The sequence below is a fragment of the Solidesulfovibrio fructosivorans JJ] genome (assembly GCF_000179555.1).
Lineage (GTDB): Bacteria > Desulfobacterota > Desulfovibrionia > Desulfovibrionales > Desulfovibrionaceae > Solidesulfovibrio > Solidesulfovibrio fructosivorans.
In genome coordinates this window covers 22,826-43,982 of record NZ_AECZ01000024.1, presented here as the reverse complement: position 1 = coordinate 43,982, position 21,157 = coordinate 22,826, and the positions used below count along the sequence as shown (strand labels likewise).

Here is a 21,157-nt window from a genome sequence, read left to right as displayed (position 1 = left end):
TATGATTACGTGTTTGTATACATTTCCGCGAGGGAGCCGTCCCTTGTCGCCATTATGAAACGATCCGGATTCGCCACCGCTTTTGGCCGCAGACTGCGCCATTTGCGCCGGTTGGCCGGCCTGACCCAGGCCGCGCTGGCCGGACAGTCCGGTGTTTCCCTGGAACATCTCAACAAAATCGAACGCGGCGCGGCCGCGCCGTCGCTTGCCGCCGTCGAGTCCCTGCAACAGGCCTTGGGCGTGGAGCCGGCTTCGTTGTTTCTTTTTTCCGGCGAGGGGCGGGCCGAGGCGGAAGTCGGCCCGTGTGCCGGTTCCTCGCCCCGGGTCGGTATTTTCACCTGGCGTCCGGACTCCGGGTTGGTCCGGGCCGCGCCGTCCCTGCGTCGTCTGCTTGGCCAGGCCGGGCACGCGCGCCAGGAGCCGCCGGCCGTTTTTTTCGAAGCGTTGTTTCCGCTGGATGCCGAGCGGGTGATGGCCGCGTTTGACGCCCTGGAAAAGCCGAGTGACCGTCAGGTGTTGATGTCGCGCTTTCGCCGGCGCGACGGCGAGATGCGCCAGGGCACGCTGACCCTTGAGCTTTTCGCCGAGGAGCGGGGCGGCAGGCGGGTCGGCGTCGGCGTGGTGGCCGACATTTCCGAATCCCTGCGCCTGCAGCGGCTGGTGCGCGGCGAGGGAGAGCTGATCGATCGCCGGGTGCGGGAGCGCACCGCCCGTCTGGAGCGCATGGTGGAGCGCCTGGGCCGGGAGAAGGCCGAGGTGGAGGCGCGGGAGCGCCGCTACCGGGGGAGTTTTCACAGCGCGCCCTTGGGCATGTTCCACTCCACGCACGAAGGCGGCTATCTGGACGCCAACCAGGCGTTGGCCACGCTTTACGGCTACGACAATCCCGACGCCCTGCGCCGCCGGGTCAAGGATATCGCCCGGCAGATCTACGACGATGCGGCGAGAAGGGAGATTCTGACCCGGCTGTTGGCCGAACATGGCCATGTCAGCGGGTTCGAGGCGACCGTGCGCCGTCGCGACGGGACGTTGGTGTCCACCCGGCGCGACGTGCGGGCCGTGACCGGCTCCGAAGGGGAAATCCTTCATTACGAAGGCTTCGTCCAGGACGCCACGGCCCTGGACAATGCCGGGCAGTACCTGCGCCGTTACGTCCGCATCATCGCCGCCTCGTCGGACATGGTGGCGCTTGTCGATACGGACGGGCGGTATCTCTTCGTCAACGACGCTTATGTCAGGGCTTTCGGCCGGGAGCGCGAGGACATCCTGGGACGCCGGATCGGGGATTTTCTGGGGCATGCCTTCTACGAGGCGACCGTGGCCCCGCAGCTGGCCAAGTGCCTGTCAGGCACGCCGGTCATGTACGAGACATGGACCGAACTGCCGGCCCTGGGCCGCCGCTACCTCAGCGTGCATTTCGCCCCCTGGCTGGAGGATGACAAGCCTTGCGTGGTGACCAGCGTCAGGGATATGACCGAAACCCGGCTGGCCGTGGAGGAGCTGCGCGAAAGCGAGAAAACCACTTCCATCCTTTATCGCGTTTCCAGCGCCGTGGCCTCGGAAGAGGACATGCAGGTCCTTTTCCACACGATTCATGGCATTCTCGGCGAGGTCGTCGACGCCGACGAATTTTTCATCGCCCTCGTCGACCAGAAGCACGACCGCCTGGAATATGTGTACCATGTCAGCGCCAACGAGCCCGCGCCTCCGCCCCTGGAGCACGTAAAAAGCCTCGTCACCCCGCTGACCCGCGACAATTTCAGCGACTTCAAGGGGGCCGACGCGCTTGTCGAGGTGATGCGCACGGCCCATCCTCTGCGCGTCACCCGCCGGGGCATGCGGCTCTCCGGCATCACCTGTTCCCGGCGTACGCCCGAGGTCTGGCTCGGGGTGCCCATCCGGGTGCGCCAGGAGGTGCTCGGGGTCATGGCCGTCCTGCATTACACCGATGCGACGCGCTATGGCCGCAAGGATGCCGAGCTGCTGTTGTCCGTGGCCGAACAACTGGCCCTTGGCGTGGAGCGCCGCCGCACCCTGGACGCCTTGTGCGCCGCCAAGGAGGAGGCCGACCGGGCCAACGAGGCCAAAAGCCGGTTTCTGGCCAGCATGAGCCATGAGATCCGCACGCCCATGAACGCGATCCTGGGGCTGACGGAAGTGACGCTGCGCACGCGGCTGTCGGAGGAGCAGCGCGACTATATCGACACGGTGCGCGACTCGGCCCGCCATCTGCTCGACATCCTCAACGACATCCTGGATTTCTCCAAAATAGAGGCCTGCCAGATGACCGTAGACGTGGTGGACTACGACCTGCACGAGCTGCTGCGCCGCGTCATCAAGACCCTCGGCGGCGCGGCCCGGGACAAGGGCCTGTGGCTGACCCTGGACATCGACGTCGGCGTGCCGCGAAACGTGCGCGGCGATCCGGGCAAGGTCCGGCAGGTGCTCGTCAACCTCGTCGGCAATGCCGTCAAGTTCACCGAGGCGGGGGGCGTGACGGTGCGGGCCGCCCTGATGATGCCCGGGGCCGGCGGCCTGCCGCTTTTGGGCGTGGAGGTGGCCGATACGGGCATCGGCATCCCGGCCGAGATGCGCGAAGCCGTTTTCGAGAGTTTTCGCCAAGCCGACAATTCCACGGCCCGCCGGTTCGGCGGCACGGGCCTGGGCTTGGCCATCAGCCGGGAGCTGGCCCGCCTCATGGGCGGCGACATCCACGTGCGTTCGACGCCGGGAGGCGGCAGCCTGTTCACCTTCACCGTCGCCTTCGTGCCCGGCGCGTCCCTGCCGGAGGCCGATACGCCGCCCGGGAGCGACATCGCCGCCCCTTGCCGGCCGTTGCGGGTGCTTGTGGCCGAGGACAATCCGGTCAACATCAAGCTCATGTCCATCCACCTCAATAAGCTCGGACACACGGCCGTGGTGGCCACCTCCGGCGAGGCGGCGCTGGCGCTCCTGGCCGCCGGGGGTTTCGATCTGGTGCTCATGGATGTCGAGATGCCGTCCATGGACGGCCTGACCGCCGCCAGGGTCATCCGGGCCGGTGGAACCGACGACGCGCCCATCGCCTGCAAGGACATCCCCATCATCGCCGTGACGGCCCATGTCACGTCCGAGGCGCGCGAGGCCTGCGCGGCGGCCGGCATGGACGACTATGTGGGCAAGCCCGTCAATCTGGAGGAGCTTGGCCATATCATCGACCGGCTGGCGGCCCGGGGCGAGGCGGCCGGGCAGGGCATGCCCTGCGGGCGCGAGCCCGACCAGCCCAAAGGCGTGTTGGACGTGGATTGGGCCTTGCGCCGCATGGGCATTGAGCGGGAAATGTTCGCCCCGATCCTGGCCGCTTCACTGGATGAATTCGAAAAACGCCTGAAGGCGGCCGGTCGCGCCCTGGCCGGCGGCGACAGGGAGAACTTGCGGCTGCACGCCCATACCCTCAAGTCCATCGCCGCCACCATGGGCGCGGGGGAATGTCTGCGCCTGGCCGTATCCTTGGAACAGGCCGCCGGGGAAGAGACGCCGCGGGCGCTTGCCGATCTGTTGGCGCGACTCGGCCGGGCGCTCGCGGACGTGGCCGGAGCCGGCGGATCTTGACGCCGTCTGATGCAGATGAGATTATATCTGAATTGATAATCAGCAGCCCCGAGAGGGGCTGGCATGGGATGCCCAAATGCCGACATTGCTTATTGCCGACGACTCCATGTTCCAGCGTTTCCAGGCGGCCAAGGTCGCCCGGGAGGCCGGATTCGACGTCATCGAGGCCAAGGACGGCGCGGAATGTCTGCGCCTGGCCCGCGAGCACCGACCCCAGGCGCTGTTGCTCGACCTCAACATGCCCGACCCAGGCGGCATGGCCGTCATGGAGATCCTGGCGCGCGAGCTGCCGGACATCGCCGTGGCCGTGGTCACGGCGGACATTCAGGAAACCACCCGGAGCCGTTGCCTGGAGCTTGGGGCCAAATGCTTTCTCAACAAGCCGCTGGACGCCGCGGACCTGACGCGCGCCCTCGGCGCGTTGCTTCAGTAGCGCCGCGTTCTTGAAGCCTGTGCACACGCTCTTTTAAGAGAATCATTTCATCAAATTGATTTCCCTGTAAAAATGCTTCTGTATTTTTACGGGCTCAACACGAGCGCCGGGACGGCGCGGAACGGTCATGCCCCTTTCCCCATTGCAACTCGATATCCTGCAGGAACTTATCAATATCGGCGTCGGGCGTGCCGCCGGCATGCTCAACCAGATGGTCAACACCCATATCCAGTTGCAGGTGCCGGTGCTCAAGGTGGTTTCCACCGCCGAACTGGCCGCCATGCACGCCGGCCGGGCGAATACGCTTTTTTCCGTGGTGCAACTTCAGTTCTCCGGTGGTTTCGCGGGGATAAGCGCCTTGGTTTTCCCGCCGGAATCCGCCTCCAAGCTCGTGTCCGTGGTGCTCGGCAAGGAGGGCATGGGCTGTGACGAGGCCATGCGTTGCGGCACGCTTCAGGAAGTGGGCAACATCGTTTTAAACGGCGTCATGGGCTCCATCGCCAACATTCTCAAGGAGCCGCTCCATTTCGCTCCCCCGGATTTCGTCGAGGCCGACATCACCGACATCATTGGCCGGCAGTCGAGCATGATCCTCGTGGCCTGCACCCAGTTCAGCATCAAGGACCACCTCATCGAAGGCGAGGTCCTGATCATCTTCAGCCTGTCCTCGTTCGACGCCCTGCTCGCCGCCATCGATTCCCTGGCCGGCACGGCCTGAGGGCAGGGACGGGGGGAGGATGCGAGAGGGGGACCCTTTTTTCAAAAAGGGTCCCCCTCTCGCGCTCTCCCCTCCCCAAAACTTTAACGGTGACAGGTGTGGTGACAATAACAGCCCATACCCGTTAAAGTCTTTAGGAGGGGGGTCTGGGGGGAACCCTTTCTACAGAAAGGGTTCCCCCCAGCTCTTCTACCCCGTGACGAGCTTCACCATGGAAGCGATGGCCCCGGGGACGATGGTGTCCAGGGTCATCAGCGCCGTGAGTCCGATGAGCCCGGCCATCGTCACCCAGGCCACGGTGTTAAATACCGGGCCGTTGACGAATTTTCCCATCAGCCGCTTGTCGTTGACCAGCAGCAGCATGAGGATGAGCACGAAGGGCAGCACCACGCCGTTTATGACCTGCGAGACGTACATCACGGCCAGAAGCGGCATGCCCGGGAGGAGGATGGTCAGCGCCCCGATGACGATGCTGATGGTGAAAAGCCAGAAGAATTCCGGAGCCTTGCGAAAATCCTTGTCGATGCCGAGCTCCCAGCCCATGGCCTCGCAGATGTAGTAGGCCGTGGACAGCGGCAGGACGCCGGCGGCGAAGAGCGAGGCGTTGATGAGCCCCACCGCGAAAAGTCCCGAGGCGTATTTGCCGACCAGCGGCTCCAGGGCCTTGGCCGCGTCGGCGGCGGTCTCGATGGGCAGCCCCTGGCCGAAGATCGAGGCGGCGCAGGCCACCACGATGAAAAGCGCCACGGCCACGGCGAACAGGCAGCCGAAAATGACGTCCAGGCGCGTGTAGCCGTATTTCTCGGCGGTGATCCCTTTTTCCACCACGGCCGCCTGCTGGTAGAACTGCATCCAGGGGGCGATGGTCGTGCCGACCAGGCCGATCATCATGGCCACGTACCCGCCGTCGGCCCGGAAGCTCGGCGTCACCGAGGCCTTGGCCACCTCGAGCCAGGGCACGTCGGCGGAAAGCGCCGCCAGGGGATAGGCCAGGTAGATCACGCAGGCGACCAGAAAGACGCGCTCCACGATGCGGTACGAGCCCTTGACGATAAGCAGCCAGACCAGGACCGCGGCGATGGGCACGGAGACGAACTTGGAGACGCCGAAAATCTCCATGCCGGCGGCGATGCCGGCGAACTCCGAGATGGTGTTGCCGAGGTTGGTCAGAAACAGCGCGATCATGATGTAAAACGTGGTGCGAAGGCCGAACGACTCCCGGATGAGGTCGGACAGTCCCTTGCCCGTGACCGCGCCCATGCGGGCGCACATCTCCTGGACCACCACCAGCGAAATGGTGGTGGGGATGAGCATCCACAACAGCGAGTAGCCGTATTGGGCGCCGGCCAGGGAGTAGGTGGTGATGCCGCCGGCGTCGTTGTCCACGTTGGCCGTGATGATGCCAGGCCCAAGAATAGCTAAGAACATCAATATGTTGCGTCGAGAAAGCTTTTTGAACGGCGAAACGAGATCGGAAGCGGTCATGATGCAAATCCTCTTGGGCGCGCGTGCGGCCTACAGCGCGGCGAACCGCTTCCGGGTCACGGATTCGGGCAAAAACATCTCCAGCACGTCGTCGGCCGGCACGATCCCGGCCATGTGTCCGGCGTCGTCGAGCACGGGCACGGCGAGCAGGTTGTACTTGGCGATGATCTCCATCACGTCGTGGGGCGTGGCGTCGACGGACACGGCCTTGAGGCCCACGGTCATGATCTCGGCCACGGGGGTCTTGGGCGGGGCCAGAAGCAGCCGCTTGAGCGTGACCACGCCAAGCGGGGTCTCGTCGCCCCGGATGACGTAGACGTAGTAGATGTTGTCGACTTCGGCCCCGACGAGGCGGACGTAGTTGATGGCCTCCTCGGCGGTCATGGCCGGGGGCACGGAGGCGTAAAGGTTGTTCATGAGGCCGCCGGCCGTGTCTTCCTCGTGTTCCAGGAGTTCCTGGACCATCTCGGCGTCGTCGGCGTCCATGAGGTCGAGCAGTTCCTTGGCCTTTTCCTCGGGCAGGTCGCCGAGCAGGTCGGCCGCCTCGTGGGGCTCCATCTCCTCCAGGATGTCCGAGGCCCGCTCGCTGTCGAGCTGGCTTATGACCTTGACCCCGAGTTCGGGGTCGAGTTCGCCCATGGTCTCGCCCAATGTTTCGGGGTCGAGGGCGCCGAGCATGGCTCCGGCCTCCTTGTGGGGGAGTTGGGCCAGGATCTCGGCGATGTCGGCCGGGTGCATGTCGGTCAGGCGTTCGCGGGCCACGGTCAGGGTGAGGCGGTCGGCGTTGGGGTCGAGCTGGGCCACGTAGCGCCAGTCGATCTCGCGCGTCGGGAGGCTCGCGCCGAAAAGCCCGGCCAGCCGGTTCCAGAAGCGCAGCATGCCGAGCCTTCTGGCCATGCCGCGAAGGCCCACGTCCACGGCGGCCAGGAGCAGGTTCGCGCCCCGGGTGACGAGCTTGAGGTCGTTGACCCGCACCACCTTGGCTCCGTCCACATCCACGATCTGGCGGTCGAGGATGTCGCGGCGCAGGCGGATGTCCGGGGAATCGGCCAGGTGGGCGTCGGCGTGGCCGGCCACGTCCGGGTCGGCCGAGACCACCACCGGGGTGAAGAGGGTGACCGCGCTCCAGGGGATGAAGCGGCGTTCATGGCCTTCGCGGATGAAAAGCCCGGTGACCATGGGCAGGGAATCGCCCGGGACCAGGCGCAAATCCTCCAGGCGGCCGAGGGCCGCGCCGGACGGGTCGATGACGGGACGCCCCAGCATGGAGCTGATGTAGACTTCGCTCATGGCAAGCCTCCTCATGGGTAAAACGCGCGCGCGACGGGCGCGACGCATGCATTTTCTGCCCGCGGCGCGCGGCCGGCGGACACGATGCGCGAATGAGGGAATCTGTCAGCGGGCGAAATTCGCCCATGGCCCTACGCGAAGGGCGGGAGGCTTAATGAGGGAGGTTCCAGGGCGGCGCCGCCGGAAACGGCGCACAGCCTGCGGGAACAGGGAAAGATCTGCGCATGCCCGAGGAGGCAGGCGCACAAAAGGGGCCGCGAGGCGATATGACGGGACCGGATGAAGAATGCTTTCATCGGGCGCCTCCTTTGCCGCCGCCCATCCGGCGGGGCTGGCGGAGGCGACCTGTTTCCCGGACGGGAGGGCAGGCGTCGGCGCGGGCCGAGTCGGCGGGAGGCGTTATCTCAAAAGAATCCGCAACACCGTATGGTTATTGCGACAACTACTGTACGGCTCGTCCATTTTTTCCTCAAAAGGGTTTCCGTGTTGGTTGGGCTGTAAGCTCCCCCGGGACGCTTGTCAACCGATCCGGGCCGAAACGGCCTGGACCGCCGCGTCGAAGATGCCGGCGACGCCGTCGCCGCCTGATCCCGCGCCGCCCGTTTTGTTTTTCGCCTTGGCGTATTCGAGCTTGAGCTGGACCAGCTGGGTCTCGAGCAGCATTTGCCGGGCCTGTTTTTCCTCGTCGGGCATGGAGTCGGCGTCAAGCTCTTTGAGTTGCTTTTCGAGATCCTCGATGCGTTCCTTGAGCTGCTTGAGGGTGGCGTCGGCGGTATCGTCGTCAGCGGAGGAGGAGCGCGCGGAATCCTAGGATGCCCGGGTCGGCATTTTCCGGCCGGACGCGCTTAGGCGGGGGCGCGGCCTTTGCCGGGGGATACTACCGAATGAGCCGCCGGCGCATGCCGGCCAGGGCCAGGGGCAGGAAGGCCAGGAAGAACGCGGCCAGGACCAGGGCGTGGACCAGGGAGGCGGCGCGCAGGCTGCCCAGGCAGGCGGCCCGGGCCAGCTCGGCCAGATGGTAAAGCGGCATGGCGGCGGCGATATGGGCGGCCCAGGCGGGCAGGGCGTCGACGGGGAAAAAGGTGCCGGAAAAAAGAAACATAGGGGTGATAATCAGGAAAATCGGGATGTTGAACATATCGATGGAGCCCGTGACGCTGGTTACGGCCATGCCCATGGCTCCGAAGGCCAGCCCGCCGAGAAGGGCGATGGGCAGGCAGGCGAGCGCCTGCCAGCTCGGGGCGTAGCCGAGCCCGGCCACAACCGCGAGCATGAGCGTGGCGGCGATGCCCGAGCGGGTCGCGCCCCAGACGATCTCGGCCACGATGATTTCCTCGAGGGACAGCGGCGTGGCTAAAAGCGCGTCGTAGGTCTTCTGGTAGAACATGCGCACGAAGGAGGCGTAGGTCGTCTCCATGAAGGCCTGCCACATGGCTGTGGCGGCAATCAGCGCCGGGGCGAAAAAGCGGATGAAGCCAAGGGGCCTGCCGTGCCAGGTCACGTCGGAAACGAGTCCGGAGAACCCGACGCCGAAGGCGAGCAGGTAAAAAAGCGGCTCCAGAAGCGGCGGCAGAAAATTGATGACCCAGATGCGGCGATAGACCAGCAGGTTTCGCCGCCAGACCGTCCAAAAAAGGCTTGTGAAACGGGCGTCCGCCGTCATTCTCGAAGCTCCCTGCCGGTCAGGCGCAAAAACACGTCCTCAAGGGTGGCCGGACGAAACATGCCCAGCTCCGGGCAAAACCGCTCGCGCAAGGCGAGCAGGGCGGCCCGGTCGTCGCCGTAGACCAGAAGCCGGCGGCCCGACCGGTCGAAACGCCAGGCCTCGCGGGCGACGGTCTCGACGAAGTCCTCGCCGGGCGACTCCACCTCCAGCACATGGCGTCCGGCGTGCCGCGCGATAAGGCCGCGCGGGTCGCCCTCGGTCGTCACCCGGCCGTGGTCGACGATGCACAGCCTGTCGCAGAAGCGCTCGGCCTCCTCCATGGCGTGGGTGGTGAGCAGGATGGTGAGCCCCTGGCGCTTGAGGTCGAGCAGCCGGTCCCAGAGCGTGTTTCGCGACTGGGGGTCGAGGCCCGTGGTCGGCTCGTCGAGGATGAGCAGGTCCGGCTTGTTGATGATGGCCCGGGCGAGCATGAGCCGGCGGGCCATGCCGCCGGAAAGCTCCTCGTAGCTGAGGCGCTTTTTTCCTTCCAGGGCGAAAAAGGACAGCAGCGATTCGGCCCGGGAAAGCGCCTCCCGTTTGGGGATGCGGAAATAGGCGGCGAAAACGAGCAGGTTTTCGAGCACGCTTAAGTCCGGGTCCAGGGTGTTGGCCTGCTGGCACACGCCGAGCCGGGCCCTGATGCGGCGAAAGGCCGTGGCCACGTCCAGGCCGAAGACGCGGATGTTCCCGCCGCTTAAGGGCGAGAAACCGTAGATCATGCGGATGGTGGTGGTCTTGCCCGCGCCGTTCGGCCCGAGCAGGCCGAAACATTCTCCGCGCGCCACGGAGAAGCTCACGCCGTCCACGGCCGTAAACGTCCCGAAATTTTTGCGTGCCCCGGTCACTTCGAGCACCGGGGCGGAAGTCGTCTCGCGCATGGGGGCTTCTACCCCAAGCGTCGCCTTCCCGCCAGAGGCGCGATTTGTCCGTTTCGCGGCATGGCGGGTCGGGACGGCGACAGACGCGGGATACGGAACCGGGCTAGAGCCGCCAGTATCGTCTCCCGTCTTGCCGTATTGTCATGCAGGGGAAAGGTCGGGAGGAGACTTTTATGGTATGAAAAGAAAAAAGGAGGCGTCATCATGTTCGCAGGGCTGTTCGAACCCATCCATCTGCTGCTTATCCTCGGCGTGGTCCTCATCATCTTCGGGCCGGGCAAACTGGCCAACGTGGGACACGACCTGGGCAAGGCGGTGCGGGATTTCCGGGCCGCCACGGAAGCCCGGGACGTGACGCCGGAAGTCGCGGCGGCCGCCAAGCCGGTTGAAGAGGGGAATGCGAGAGGGGAAACCCTTTAAAAAGGGCAGTAGCCCCTCTCGCGCTCTCCCCTTCCTCAATTTTTCAGTGATTACAGCTGGTGTGCGGATGGCTCGCTGTAATTGTTAAAAGTCTTTGGAAAGGGGGTCCGGGGGGAAACCTTTCTTCAGAAAGGTTTCCCCCCGGCGGCCTCCATCTCTTTCCTCACCTCTCCCTCCTCTTCTCCACCCGGGCGGGCGGCGCATTCGGCGAAGACCCGGGTGTGGCAGCAGGCGCAGCGCTCGGGGTCCAGGCGCGAGATGATGCCGGCGATAGCCGTGGATTTGTCCGGAAAGACATTTTGCGGCCCGATGCGGGCCAGGCAGCCGCCACGCCGCAGCAGCTCCAGCACTTCCGACTTGAGCGAGCAGAAAAAGATTTCCCGTCCCGAAAGCCGCATGGTCCCGGCCTCGTGAAACAGCATGTGGCAGCCGCCGGCATCGATGAAATTGATGCCCGAGCCGAGGATGAGGATGTGGCACTGTTCCGGGCTTTTTTCGGCGATGCGGTGCAGTTCCTCGGCGATATGGTTGACCGCGCCGAAAAAGATCGAGCCGTCCAGGCGCAGGATCTTGAGTTGCGGGCACTCGGGCAGGGGGCGGCGGCGCACGTTGACCAGCGCCCGGTGGGGCGAGTCCGGGTCCGGGGCCAGGGTGATGAAGTGGGGATGGCTGGTGCGGCGCAGGTAGAGCAGGAGCGACAGGATCACGCCGGCGTAGATGGCGAATTGGAGCTCCGTAAAAAGCGTGGCCAGAAGCGTGGCCAGAAGCACCCCGGCCTCGCCCTTGTCCGTTTTCACGATGTGGCGGATGGCCGGGATGTTGATGAGCCCGGCGGCCACGACCAGGATGACGCCGGCCATGGAGGCGATGGGCAGGGCGGCCGAGAGCGGGGCGATGAGCAGCACGATGGCGGCCAGGAACACGGCCGAGAACACGGCGGCCAGCGGGGTCTTGGCTCCGGCGTCGAAGTTGACGCCCGTGCGGGTGAACGATCCCGAGGTGGCGTAGGCCGAGAAGAAGCTGCCCACGACGTTGGCCAGGCCCTGGCCGATGAATTCCTGGCTGTTGTCGATGTGCTGGTGGGAGCGGGTGGCCACGGCCCGGGCGATGGACACGGCCTCGGCCAGCCCCAGCATGCCGACGGCCACCGCGCCGGGGACCAGGATGCGCAGCGTGTCCAGGTCGAAGCGCGGCAGGGACAGGGGGGGCAGCGAGGCGGGCAGCGCGCCGACCAGGGCCACGCCGTGGGCCGGGCCGTTGATGGCCATGGAGACCAGGCTGCCGATGACCATGGCCAGAAGCAGGGCCGGGGCCTTGGGGTTCAATTTGCGGATGGCCACGGCGCAAAAAAGCGTGGTCACGCCGATGCACAGCACGCGCGGATTGACGTCCGGCAGGTGGCTTATCAGCGCGATCCAGGTGTCCAGGAACGAGCCGCCCCGGGGCAGGGTCAGGCCGCAGAAATGCCCGAGCTGGCTGGTGGCGATGAGGATGGCCGCCCCGGCCATGAATCCCGTGACCACGGAGTGGGAGACGAAATTGACCACCCCGCCGAGCCGGGCCAGGCCCAGGCCCAGCTTGAAGATGCCGGCCAGGAGCGTCAGCGCCAGCACGAGGTTCAGGTAGTCGGGGCTTCCCGGCGCGGACAGCTGGCTGACGTTGGCGAAGATGACCAGGGAGGCGGTGGTGGTGGGGCCGGAAATGAGGTGGAACGAGGAGCCGAAAAGGGCGGCCACGACCACCGGCACCATGGCCGCGTACAGGCCGTAGACCGGCGGCAAGCCGGCGATGGCGGCGAAGGCCACGCCCTGGGGCAGCACGATCACCGCGCCGGTGAGCCCGGCCCACAGGTCGGCGCGCGCCGTGCGGCGGTTGACCAGGGGCCACCAGGACAAAAACGGCAGGATATGGGGGAGGGCGGCCTTGATGCGGTCGCCGCGGGTTTTGGGGCGGGGAAGTTCGCATTGCTCCATGACGACGTGCTCCAAAAAAGACGATTGTCATCACAATACCCCGGCGTCGGTGCAGGTCAACCCGTGGGCTTTTTGGAACAAGGCCCCGTTTCGTAATCGTCGCTGGCCTGCCGGCCCAAAACGGCATATGCCGGAGAAAACCGAAGTCCGCCGTCGCGACGGCATTGCCGGCGCGCGCGGGCTTGATCGCGGGGGAGTTTCGCCATGCCCGATGCCGTGCTGGTCAGCGATTTCGACGGGACCATGACCGCCGACGATTTTTACCGACTGGTCGCGACGCGCTTGTTGCCGCCGGAAGCGCTTGCGCCCTGGGACGAATACCGGGCCGGTCGGATGACCCATTTCCAGGCGCTCAAAACGATTTTCAGCCGCATCCGCGCGCCCGAGGAAGATGTCCTGGCCGTGGTGGCGGACATGGGGCTCGACCCGGGCCTGGCCGCCTCCCTGGACAAGCTGCGCCGGGGCGGCTTCGAGGTTGTCGTGGCCTCGGCCGGCTGTGACTGGTACATCCGCCGGCTTCTGGCCGGGGCCGGGGTGACCCTCGAGGTGCACGCCAACCCCGGAACCTACCGGCCGGGCGGGCCGCTGGTCATGGACGCGCCGCCGGCCTCGCCCCTGACCTGCCCGGAGACGGGCGTGGACAAGGCGGCGGTGGTGCGCGACGCGGCCTCGCGGGCGTCGGTGGTGGCCTTTGCCGGGGACGGGTTCGCCGATCTGCCGGCGGCGCTGCTCGTGCCGCGCGAACGGCGTTTCGCTCGGGCCGACCTGGCCCAGGCGCTTGCGGCGCGCGGCGAGACGTTCCGGACGTTTTCGGTCTGGTCGGACATCGCGGACATGCTGCTGGCCGGGGAGGCGAGGACGTGAAGACGATTTCCGTGCCGGGGCTCGTGCGCATCAAGCCCGGGGCGATCGCCCGACTTGGCGTGTATCTGCGCCGGGCCGGGCACAGGCGGGTGCTGGTTCTGGTGAGCACGGGGCTGCCGGAAGCCATTGGCCAGGCGGCCCGGGCCGGCATGGCCGGCGAAGGGGTGGAGGTCGCGCACTGGGAGGAAGCGGCGGACAACCGCTTCGAGGACGCGGCCGCCGGGTTCGCCGCGCTGCCCAAAAAAATCGCGGCCGTGGTGGGCATCGGCGGCGGCAAGGCCCTGGACATGGCCAAGTACCTGGCCTTTCTGGCCAGGCTTCCCTATTACGCTGTGCCCACCTCGCTTTCCAACGACGGGTTTTGCAGCCCCCAGTCGAGCCTGACCATGGGCGGCAAGCGCCGGTCCCTGGCCGCGGCCCTGCCCCAGGGCGTGGTCATCGACGTGACGGTGTGCCTGTCCGCGCCGAAAATCCTGTGGCTTTCCGGGGTGGGCGACCTGGCTTCCAAGCTGACCGCCGTGTTTGACTGGAAGCTGGCCTTCCACCACCGGGGCGAGCCGGTGGACGATCTGGCCGCGCTTTTATCCGACGCCACGGTACACCAGTTCATGGACAGCCCGCGTTTCGACGAGCCCAGCCTGGCGCTGCTCGGCACGGCGCTGATGCTTAACGGCATCGCCATGGAAATGTGCGGCTCGTCGCGCCCGGCCAGCGGCTCCGAACACCTCATCTCCCACGCCCTGGACGCGACTGCGGCCCGGCCCCGGCTCCACGGCCTGCAAGTGGGCACGGCCGGCTACATCGTCAGCCGTCTTCAGGGCGGACAGCAGACCGACACCCTGGCCCGGCTCTTTACCGAAACGGGCTTTTTCGACGCCATCCGGGCCGACCCCTTTTCCCGGTCGGAATGGATCACGGCGGTGCGGCTGGCGCCGGGCGTCAAGGACGATTTTTTTACAGTCCTTTCGTTGCGGGACTGCCTGACCGAGGTGCTGCAAACCATCGACCACGATCCGCTTTTGGCGGGCTGCTTCACGGACTGACGGAATTCCGACGCGTCGGGCCGGCTTGCCACGACGGCTTTGATGCGTATATGAAAAAAAAAGACCTCTCCACGGATGGAGCCGGTTCCCGACGGTCGGGACCGAGAGGGCAGGCACGCTCGTGTCCCTGTGGCGGCGTGACGCCACGCCCGGAGACCGCCCATGGCCGCCATCCAAGCCGTCGCCAGCGCCAGTTCGGCCTACCAGCGGGAAGCCGCGCGCTTTGTCGCGTCCACGCCCAAGGTCGGCGGCAAGGTCATCAACCGCGAGGCCACGGTTTCCTTCGGTCCGTTTCGCGTCAGCTACGCGGCCACGGATTACGAATTCGACCTGACCGGGGCCAAGGCCCAGACGTCGTTCGCCGACGCCCTGGACGCGGCCGCCACAACCGCCCGTCTGGCCGATACGCCAAGCCAATCCGATGCAAGCTTCGGGCCGACGAACGCCATAAGCCGCCGTCTGGCCCTGGCCGGCTACCAGGCCGCCGCCAATGCGCCGCAAACGCCAACCTCCGGCATGTTTTCCGCCACGGCCTGAGAACCCCTCTTTATATCCTGTGCAACTGCGGGCGCATAAGCCCGGTGATCGCCTCGCCGCGCAGATAGCGCCCGATGTTGGCGAAGGCCGCTTCGTAGCTCAGTTGCGGCCATTCGGCCACGTCGAAGGAGTTGTGCGGGCTGGCCAGCAGGTTCGGCAGGTCCAGCAGCGGATATTCCACCTCGAAGCGGCCGTGGCGCAACGGCTCCACCCACCAGGACTCGATGCCGGCCCGAAACGCGGGATGGTCGCGCAAGTGCTCGTAGAGCGCCTTCTGGTCGAGAATCTCGCCCCGGGCCACGTTGACCAGGATGGCGTCCGGGGCAAGGAGGGCCAGCTCCCGCGCGCCGATCATCTCATGGGTGAGCCGTGAATAGGGCAGGGTGAGCACCGCCACCTGCGCGCCTTCGAGGATGGTTCGCAGATTGTCGCGGGTGCCGACGTAGGCCACGGGCTCGTCGGTCTTGCCCGAGGTGTTGAGGGCGTAAATCTCCATGCCCAAGGCGGCAAGGAGCCTGGCCACGGCCTTGCCCGCGCCGCCGAGCCCGAGCACGGCCGCTTTTTTGCCGGATAAAAGCAGGGTGGGGACCATCTGGTTGAACTCCCCGCGCCGCATGGCCGCGTCCTCCTCGCGCAAGCGCTTGGCCAGGCACAGCACCATGGCCAGGGCGTGCTCGGCCATGGGCCGGGCAAAGGCCCCGGAATTGCCGGCCACGGTCACGCCGTCGGGAATCCTGTCGAACGGCAGGTCGTCGAGACCGGCCGAAAGGATCTGGAGCAACTGCCCCGGATGCAGGGCGGCCATGGCGTCTCCCATTTCCTTGTGGGGCTTGAACGACAGCACCACCTTGGCGCTGGCCACAGCGGCGGCCCGGTCGGCCTCGGGCACGTCGGCGAAATTCGCATAGCCGCCGTACGGGGCGGCCATTTCGTCTAGGAGCGGGCGGTTGGCATGGGGGCTGGTCAGGGTCACCAGGATGTCGGCCATGAAAACGTCTCCTTCCCCCCGCCGCGAAAAACGACAGCCAGGGCGGGGGAAAAGGAGCTGGCCGGGGCGCGCGCCGAAGGGCGGCTCCAGTCGATTATCACAGGAACGAAGTCGGGAAAAGTCGTCTTCTTTTCATCGGGATACAGCGCCTTTGGCGCGTTTTTTCCGTTGATGGTCAGGGGGAGGGGGCGCGGCGGCGGGCGGCGGCGTGATGATTGGCGGCGCAGGCTGTGAGGCAGTGGGGGAGAGAGGGAGAGGGGGGATACCGTTTGGATATGGTTCGGTTTCTTTCGCTGATGTCCGTGGCGGGGAGAGCGCGGGCGGGCGGCGCATATTTGAAGAATACGCCTTCGCCCGCGCTTCCCCCCGCCACGGCCCAGGCCACGCGGCCCATGGGTGGCAGCGGAGCGGTCGCGGTGCGAAACGACGGGCATGTGCCTTTTGTCAGATGAAAAAAGAAATTGCGGCCGACGAGGCCGGCGGCACAAGGTGCTTGCCCCGACTCGTTTTTCCTTCAACCGGTTATAAAATTTGAAATTTCTTCCCGTTGAAAGTTTTTGAAGGGGGTCCAGGGGGAAACTTTTTTCAAAAAGTTTCCCCCTGGCCGCCGGAGGCATATCTTCCCCGGTTTATGCGTCTTTCAAGTACGCGGCGATGGCGGCGTCGTAGGCGCTGGTCTTGGCGAAGGTGGCGGCGGCGGTTTTCTGGCGCAGGGGCAGGGGCGCGGCCATGGCGTTTTGGGCCAGGGTGTCCATGACCTCGGGGTAGAAGGCCGGGTCGGGCACGACCAGGATGCTGGAGAAATTTTTGGCCGAGGCCCGCAGCAGGGTGGGGCCGCCGATGTCGATCTGTTCGACCATTTCGGGCAGGGCCAGGCCTTTTTCGAGGGCCTTTTCGAAGGCGTAGAGGTTGACCACCACCATATCGAAGGGGGCGATGCCGTGCTTCGCCAGGGTGGCCAGGTGCTCGGGGTTGTCCTTGTCGGCCAGGATGCCGCCGTGGATATGGGGGTGCAGGGTTTTGACGCGGCCGCCCAGGATTTCCGGGAATCCCGTCACGTCGCTGACGGCGGTGACGGGTAGGCCCGCTTCCATGAGCAGTTTGCGGGTGCCGCCGGTGGAGACGAGTTCGACTCCGGCGGCGCTTAAAAACCGGGCCAGTTCGGGCAGGCCGGACTTATCCGTGACGCTTAAAAGCGCCCGTTTGACAGGCAGAAGTTCCATGGCGACCTCGCGGATGTTTTCGGCGAGGTGCCACACTCCTTGGGCCTTGGCAAGTCCGGGGCCTGGCCGGGGCGACCGGTCGCGGCTTTTTTGCCGCGACCGGTCGGCGCGAAGGGGATAAATCCGGTGGAAGCCGGTCTGGTCAGGCGGCGATGCGCTTGAGTTCCTCGGCCAGGTCCTTGGCGGCGGCGTAGCGGGGGTCCTGGGCCAGGATGGTCTCGAGTTCGGCGCCGGCTTCGGCGTGGCGGCCGAGGCTGACCAGGCAGCCGGCCAGGGTGAAGCGCACGTCGTGCTTGGCCGGGTCGATGGCGAGGTAGTCCCGCAGGTAGGGCAGGGTTTCCTCGATGCGGCTTTCGGCGTGGCCCAGGCGCACCATGCCGAAGATGGCGACCAGGTTTTCCGGGTTCTTGGCCAGGGCGCCCCTGAAATGGGTGAATGCCTCGGCCGCTTCGCCGCGTTCCATCTCGATGAGCGCCATGCCGGAAAGGGCCCGGTCGTCGGGCTCGATGGTGGAGGCCTTGCGGTAGAGCGTCATGGCCTGGTCGAGCTCGCCGCGCTGCACGGCGATGGTGGCCAGCCCCAGATAGGGATCGGGGTGAACGCCGTTATTGGTCATGGCCTTGGAGTAGTATTCTTCGGCCTTGTCCAAATCGCCCATGAAAAGATAGCACTCGCCGAGTTCCTTGTTGATTTCGTAATCCAACTGCCCGCTCATGACGTCCCCTCCGTAGTCGACGCCCGCTTTTTGTGCTCGCGTGCGCGTCGCCGGGTTGGCGCGCTTCCCTGCGCCGTTTTTTTTCGCGTCTTTCTTTTTTTACGGCCTGTGGCCGAAACCGGCAGCGCGTTCTGCCGGGCACGAGGGGTTTAGCAAGCCGCGTGCCAGCCATGGGGTGCGAAGGTTTTGCCGGGAAAATCTCGCTTTCGGGGAGGGGAGTTAGGTCTGGGGCGCATGTTTTTTTGAGAAAGTGAAACGCGCCGGTCCGGTAAAAAATTCCCAGCTTCCGGCGTCGGGTTTTCGTGATGGAACGTTTTTTGCCCAGTAGTCCCCCGAAAGCGATCGGCCGCCATGGGGCGCGGCCACGGTAAAGCGAGGGAAAAGGCCATGAAATCAATATTTCCCGAAAATACGGACCTGCTCGGCAAGGTTTTGGACCTGCGCCTGGAGCGTCAGAATGTCGTCATGTCCAATCTGTCCAACCAGGACGTGCCCGCCTACAAGGCGCGCCGGCTGGAATTCGAGAACGAACTGCAATCCGCGCTCGGGCTCGAAACGGAGGGCAAGCTGACGCGCACCGGATCCAAGCATCTGTCCCAGAAGTTTTCCCCGGCCACCTTCACGGGCGCCCTCGAGATGGGCTGGAAGCCGCGTGTGGTGGCGGGCCTGGACAGCGTGGATATGGACAAGGAAATGTCGATCATGGCCAAGAACACGCTCATGTACAACGCCCTGACCGAGATCACCAAGAAGGGCTTCGAAGGCCTGCAAAAGGTCCTCGCCGAGGGAGGTAAGTAGACATGGACCTCTTTACCGCCATGGACATCGGGTCCTCGGGCATGTCCGCCCAGCGCACCCTGATGAACACCATCTCCATGAACCTGGCCAACATCCGGACCACCCGCACGGTCAACGGCGGCGGCCCCTATGTGCGCAAGTCCGTGATGCTCGAATCCACCCCCATCGACTCGCCTTTCTCCGAGGCCATGAAGACCGCCCAGGATCGCGAACTGGCCGGGGTCAAGGTCACGGGGCTCGTCAACGACAACCGCCCCTTCCGCATGCAGTACGAACCGGGCCATCCCGACGCCAACGCCGAGGGCTACGTGGCCTACCCCGACATCAACGTGGTCGAGGAGATGGCCAACATGATCACGGCCATGCGCAGCTACGAGGCTTCGAGCTCGTCGATCGGCACCGTCAAGACCATGTTCAGCAAAGCCCTGGAAATCGGGCGATAACGGAGGCGTATCATGATATCTCCCCTGGCGCTCAGCGCATACAAGACCGCCATGGCCCAGACCGGGGCCATCGACGCCCAGGTCTCCAAGTCCCTGACCAAGCCGGGCGCGCCGGCCGAGGGCTTCGGCCAGATGCTCACGGACTCGCTGACGACCGTCAACAATATGCAAAACGAGAAGAACGACATGGTCGAAGCCTTTGCCGCGGGCAAGAGCCAGAACGTGCACGAGCTGATGATCAACCTGCAAAAGGCCGGCATGGCCATGCAGATGACCACGGCCGTGCGCGGCAAGGTGCTCGAGGCCTACAAAGAACTGGTGAAGATGCAGTTCTAGGGAATCCGTTCCGCTAACCGACGCGCCCTGGGAGAAAAGCCATGCCCCCGTTCTTCAAGCAGAGTTTCGAAAAGCTCATCCAGTACTGGTCCAACCGCACCGCCGCCCAGCGCATACTGCTTGGAGGCCTGGCCGCCTCCACGGTCGCCGCCTTCCTGGTCATGATCTACTTCCTCAACCAGCCCGAGATGCGCGTGCTCTACACCCGGCTGGCCCCCGAGGACGCGGCCCGGGTCGTGGAGCAGCTCAAGGCCTCCAAGACGCCCTACGAACTGCGCGACAACGGCGCCACCATCATGGTCCCGGCCGAATCGGTCTACGAACAGCGCCTGAAAATCGCCGGCGAAGGCCTCATGCACGGGCAGGGCGTCGGCTTCGAACTTTTCGACCAGCTCAAGGTCGGCCAGACCGATTTCGTCCAGCGCATCAACTACACCCGCGCCCTGCAAGGCGAACTGGCCCGCACCATCACCGAATTTCCCCAGGTGGAAAAAGCCCGGGTCCATCTGGTGCTGCCCCAGAAGAGCCTTTTTATCGAGGAACAGAAGCAGGCTTCGGCCTCGGTGGTCCTGACCCTCAAGCGTGGCCAAAAACTTGACGCCAAGCAGCTCCAGGGCATCGTCAACCTGGTGTCCATGGCCGTCGAGGGCCTCACCCCGGAACACATCACCATCACCGACACCACGGGCCAGTCGCTGTACCAGCCCCAGGGCGATTCCGGCCTGGCCGGCATGTCCAACAGCCAGTTCGAATTCAAGAACACCTACGAATCCAACCTCGAAAACCGCATCGAACAGCTGCTGACCCCCATCGTCGGGCCCGGCCGGTCCATCGTCAAAGCCAACGTGGACCTGGATTTCAGCCAGCGCACCATCCGCAAGGAACTCTACGACCCCAACGTCACCGTGGTGCGCAGCGAGCAGAAAAACGAGGAAACCACCTCCGGCACGGCGGCCGTGGACGCCTCCGGCCAGACCGTGACCCCGCGCGGCGGCGGCGCGGCCGTGCCCAACAACAATTTCCAGGGCTCGGGCTATTCCGGCACCGAATCCACCCAGAAATCCAGCCGCCAGAACAGCACCACCAATTTCGAGATCAACAAGGAAGAACAAAACGTCGTCACCCCGGTCGGCGACTTGAAGCGCCAGTCCATCGCGGTTATCGTGGACGGGACCTACGTCAAGGATAAGGACAAGGAGACCTACACCTTCGTGCCCAGAAAGGCCGAAGAGCTCGAGCGCATCAAGCAGGTGGTGGCCCGGGCGGCCGGCCTCGACCCTTCGCGCGGGGACGAGATCCAGGTGTCGAGCTTCGAGTTCGGCGCGCCGGACGGCTCGGACCAGCCGAGCCTGGTCCAGACCATGCTGGAATACGCCCAGCGGCTGGGCAAGCCTTTCCTGAACGGCCTGCTGCTCTTCCTCTTCCTGATCCTGGTGGTGCGGCCGGTGGTGCTGGCGCTGATCCGCCCGCGCGTCACCGAAGAAGAGATCGAGACCCTCGAACGCCTGCCCGAAGGCGAGGCGCGGCTGGCCCTGGCCGAACCCGAGGAAAGCGAGGGGCTGGGCATGCTCGAGGGCGGCAAGGAGCTGGAGCTGGCCAAGAACCTGGCCCTGCAACTGTTCGAGGAAAACATGGAACAGTCCATGACGCTGCTCAAAGCCTGGCTCAAGCAAGAGGCTTAGGATGAAAGCGCTCGATAGTGTGCGGATAACGCTTC

The 21,157-nt window shown here is 65.4% G+C and carries 19 protein-coding genes and 1 pseudogene; 11 read left to right on the top strand and 9 right to left on the bottom strand.

The genetic code is table 11. The features are described from left to right. Nucleotides 1–54 precede the first annotated feature (54 nt). From DESFRDRAFT_RS15270 to DESFRDRAFT_RS15260, 3 genes are all read left to right on the top strand, one after another. Nucleotides 55–3,591 (top strand): PAS domain S-box protein, encoded by a 3,537-nt coding sequence (locus DESFRDRAFT_RS15270; protein WP_005995385.1) that lies wholly within the window; start codon nt 55–57, stop codon nt 3,589–3,591. 76 nt (nt 3,592–3,667) lie between these two features. After that, nucleotides 3,668–4,024: a response regulator gene (locus DESFRDRAFT_RS15265; protein WP_005995383.1), complete on the top strand. Its 357-nt coding sequence runs from the start codon at nt 3,668–3,670 to the stop codon at nt 4,022–4,024. A 127-nt stretch (nt 4,025–4,151) separates the two neighbouring features. Further along, nucleotides 4,152–4,742: a chemotaxis protein CheC gene (locus DESFRDRAFT_RS15260; protein ID WP_005995382.1), complete on the top strand. Its 591-nt coding sequence runs from the start codon at nt 4,152–4,154 to the stop codon at nt 4,740–4,742. 189 nt (nt 4,743–4,931) lie between these two features. Here DESFRDRAFT_RS15260 and DESFRDRAFT_RS15255 read toward each other — a convergent pair whose 3' ends face one another. The 5 genes and pseudogenes from DESFRDRAFT_RS15255 to DESFRDRAFT_RS15240 all read right to left on the bottom strand — a co-directional run bounded on the left by DESFRDRAFT_RS15255 (nt 4,932) and on the right by DESFRDRAFT_RS15240 (nt 10,100). Further along, nucleotides 4,932–6,227: an Nramp family divalent metal transporter gene (locus tag DESFRDRAFT_RS15255; RefSeq protein ID WP_005995381.1), complete on the bottom strand. Its 1,296-nt coding sequence runs from the start codon at nt 6,225–6,227 to the stop codon at nt 4,932–4,934. Nucleotides 6,228–6,257: 30 nt separating this feature from the next. Next, on the bottom strand, nt 6,258–7,517 hold the full coding sequence (locus DESFRDRAFT_RS15250; protein WP_005995380.1) for a magnesium transporter MgtE N-terminal domain-containing protein: 1,260 nt from the start codon (nt 7,515–7,517) through the stop codon (nt 6,258–6,260). A gap of 519 nt (nt 7,518–8,036) precedes the next feature. Then, nucleotides 8,037–8,303 (bottom strand): annotated as a pseudogene (locus DESFRDRAFT_RS22575) (FlxA-like family protein); the annotation flags it as partial. A 91-nt stretch (nt 8,304–8,394) separates the two neighbouring features. Beyond that, nucleotides 8,395–9,180, bottom strand: coding sequence for an ABC transporter permease (locus DESFRDRAFT_RS15245; protein WP_005995377.1), 786 nt, complete (start codon nt 9,178–9,180; stop codon nt 8,395–8,397). Next, a complete protein-coding gene (locus DESFRDRAFT_RS15240; RefSeq protein ID WP_005995376.1) occupies nt 9,177–10,100 on the bottom strand; it encodes an ABC transporter ATP-binding protein in 924 nt (307 codons plus the stop codon). Before DESFRDRAFT_RS15240 ends, DESFRDRAFT_RS15245 begins: the two co-directional genes overlap by 4 nt. Nucleotides 10,101–10,304: 204 nt before the next feature. On the opposite strand from DESFRDRAFT_RS15240, the gene DESFRDRAFT_RS15235 reads away from it, so the two are divergent. Beyond that, a complete protein-coding gene (locus tag DESFRDRAFT_RS15235) occupies nt 10,305–10,520 on the top strand; it encodes a Sec-independent protein translocase subunit TatA/TatB (RefSeq protein WP_005995375.1) in 216 nt (71 codons plus the stop codon). 125 nt (nt 10,521–10,645) lie between these two features. On the opposite strand, the gene DESFRDRAFT_RS15230 is transcribed toward DESFRDRAFT_RS15235, so the two are convergent. Beyond that, a complete protein-coding gene (locus DESFRDRAFT_RS15230; protein ID WP_005995373.1) occupies nt 10,646–12,493 on the bottom strand; it encodes a SulP family inorganic anion transporter in 1,848 nt (615 codons plus the stop codon). 204 nt (nt 12,494–12,697) lie between these two features. On the opposite strand from DESFRDRAFT_RS15230, the gene DESFRDRAFT_RS15225 reads away from it, so the two are divergent. From DESFRDRAFT_RS15225 to DESFRDRAFT_RS15215, 3 genes are all read left to right on the top strand, one after another. Further along, nucleotides 12,698–13,357, top strand: a complete 660-nt coding sequence (locus DESFRDRAFT_RS15225; protein ID WP_005995371.1) for an HAD-IB family phosphatase — start codon at nt 12,698–12,700, stop codon at nt 13,355–13,357. Next, complete coding sequence (locus DESFRDRAFT_RS15220) at nt 13,354–14,400, top strand: iron-containing alcohol dehydrogenase family protein (RefSeq protein ID WP_005995370.1); 1,047 nt, start codon at nt 13,354–13,356, stop codon at nt 14,398–14,400. Before DESFRDRAFT_RS15225 ends, DESFRDRAFT_RS15220 begins: the two co-directional genes overlap by 4 nt. 162 nt (nt 14,401–14,562) lie before the next feature. Further along, complete coding sequence (locus DESFRDRAFT_RS15215) at nt 14,563–14,937, top strand: hypothetical protein (protein WP_005995367.1); 375 nt, start codon at nt 14,563–14,565, stop codon at nt 14,935–14,937. 10 nt (nt 14,938–14,947) lie between these two features. Here the strand turns inward: DESFRDRAFT_RS15215 and DESFRDRAFT_RS15210 are convergent, their stop codons facing one another. The 3 genes from DESFRDRAFT_RS15210 to DESFRDRAFT_RS15200 all read right to left on the bottom strand — a co-directional run bounded on the left by DESFRDRAFT_RS15210 (nt 14,948) and on the right by DESFRDRAFT_RS15200 (nt 17,863). Next, nucleotides 14,948–15,925, bottom strand: a complete 978-nt coding sequence (locus DESFRDRAFT_RS15210) for a 2-hydroxyacid dehydrogenase (protein ID WP_005995366.1) — start codon at nt 15,923–15,925, stop codon at nt 14,948–14,950. 629 nt (nt 15,926–16,554) lie between these two features. Next, complete coding sequence (locus DESFRDRAFT_RS15205; RefSeq protein ID WP_005995361.1) at nt 16,555–17,148, bottom strand: IMP cyclohydrolase; 594 nt, start codon at nt 17,146–17,148, stop codon at nt 16,555–16,557. A gap of 142 nt (nt 17,149–17,290) precedes the next feature. Next, the gene (locus DESFRDRAFT_RS15200; protein ID WP_005995359.1) at nt 17,291–17,863 is read right to left on the bottom strand and encodes a tetratricopeptide repeat protein; all 573 of its coding nucleotides are present in this window, start codon (nt 17,861–17,863) and stop codon (nt 17,291–17,293) included. Nucleotides 17,864–18,250: 387 nt separating this feature from the next. On the opposite strand from DESFRDRAFT_RS15200, the gene flgB reads away from it, so the two are divergent. The 4 genes from flgB to fliF are packed head-to-tail and all read left to right on the top strand — an operon-like array spanning nt 18,251 to nt 21,122. Further along, entirely contained in the window at nt 18,251–18,661 is a 411-nt protein-coding gene (gene flgB / locus DESFRDRAFT_RS15195; RefSeq protein ID WP_005995357.1) for a flagellar basal body rod protein FlgB, read from the top strand. A gap of 2 nt (nt 18,662–18,663) precedes the next feature. Then, entirely contained in the window at nt 18,664–19,104 is a 441-nt protein-coding gene (flgC, locus tag DESFRDRAFT_RS15190; RefSeq protein WP_005995356.1) for a flagellar basal body rod protein FlgC, read from the top strand. A 9-nt stretch (nt 19,105–19,113) separates the two neighbouring features. Beyond that, nucleotides 19,114–19,440 (top strand): flagellar hook-basal body complex protein FliE, encoded by a 327-nt coding sequence (gene fliE, locus DESFRDRAFT_RS15185; RefSeq protein WP_043794985.1) that lies wholly within the window; start codon nt 19,114–19,116, stop codon nt 19,438–19,440. Nucleotides 19,441–19,481: 41 nt separating this feature from the next. Then, nucleotides 19,482–21,122, top strand: a complete 1,641-nt coding sequence (gene fliF, locus DESFRDRAFT_RS15180) for a flagellar basal-body MS-ring/collar protein FliF (RefSeq protein ID WP_005995354.1) — start codon at nt 19,482–19,484, stop codon at nt 21,120–21,122. Nucleotides 21,123–21,157 lie beyond the last annotated feature (35 nt).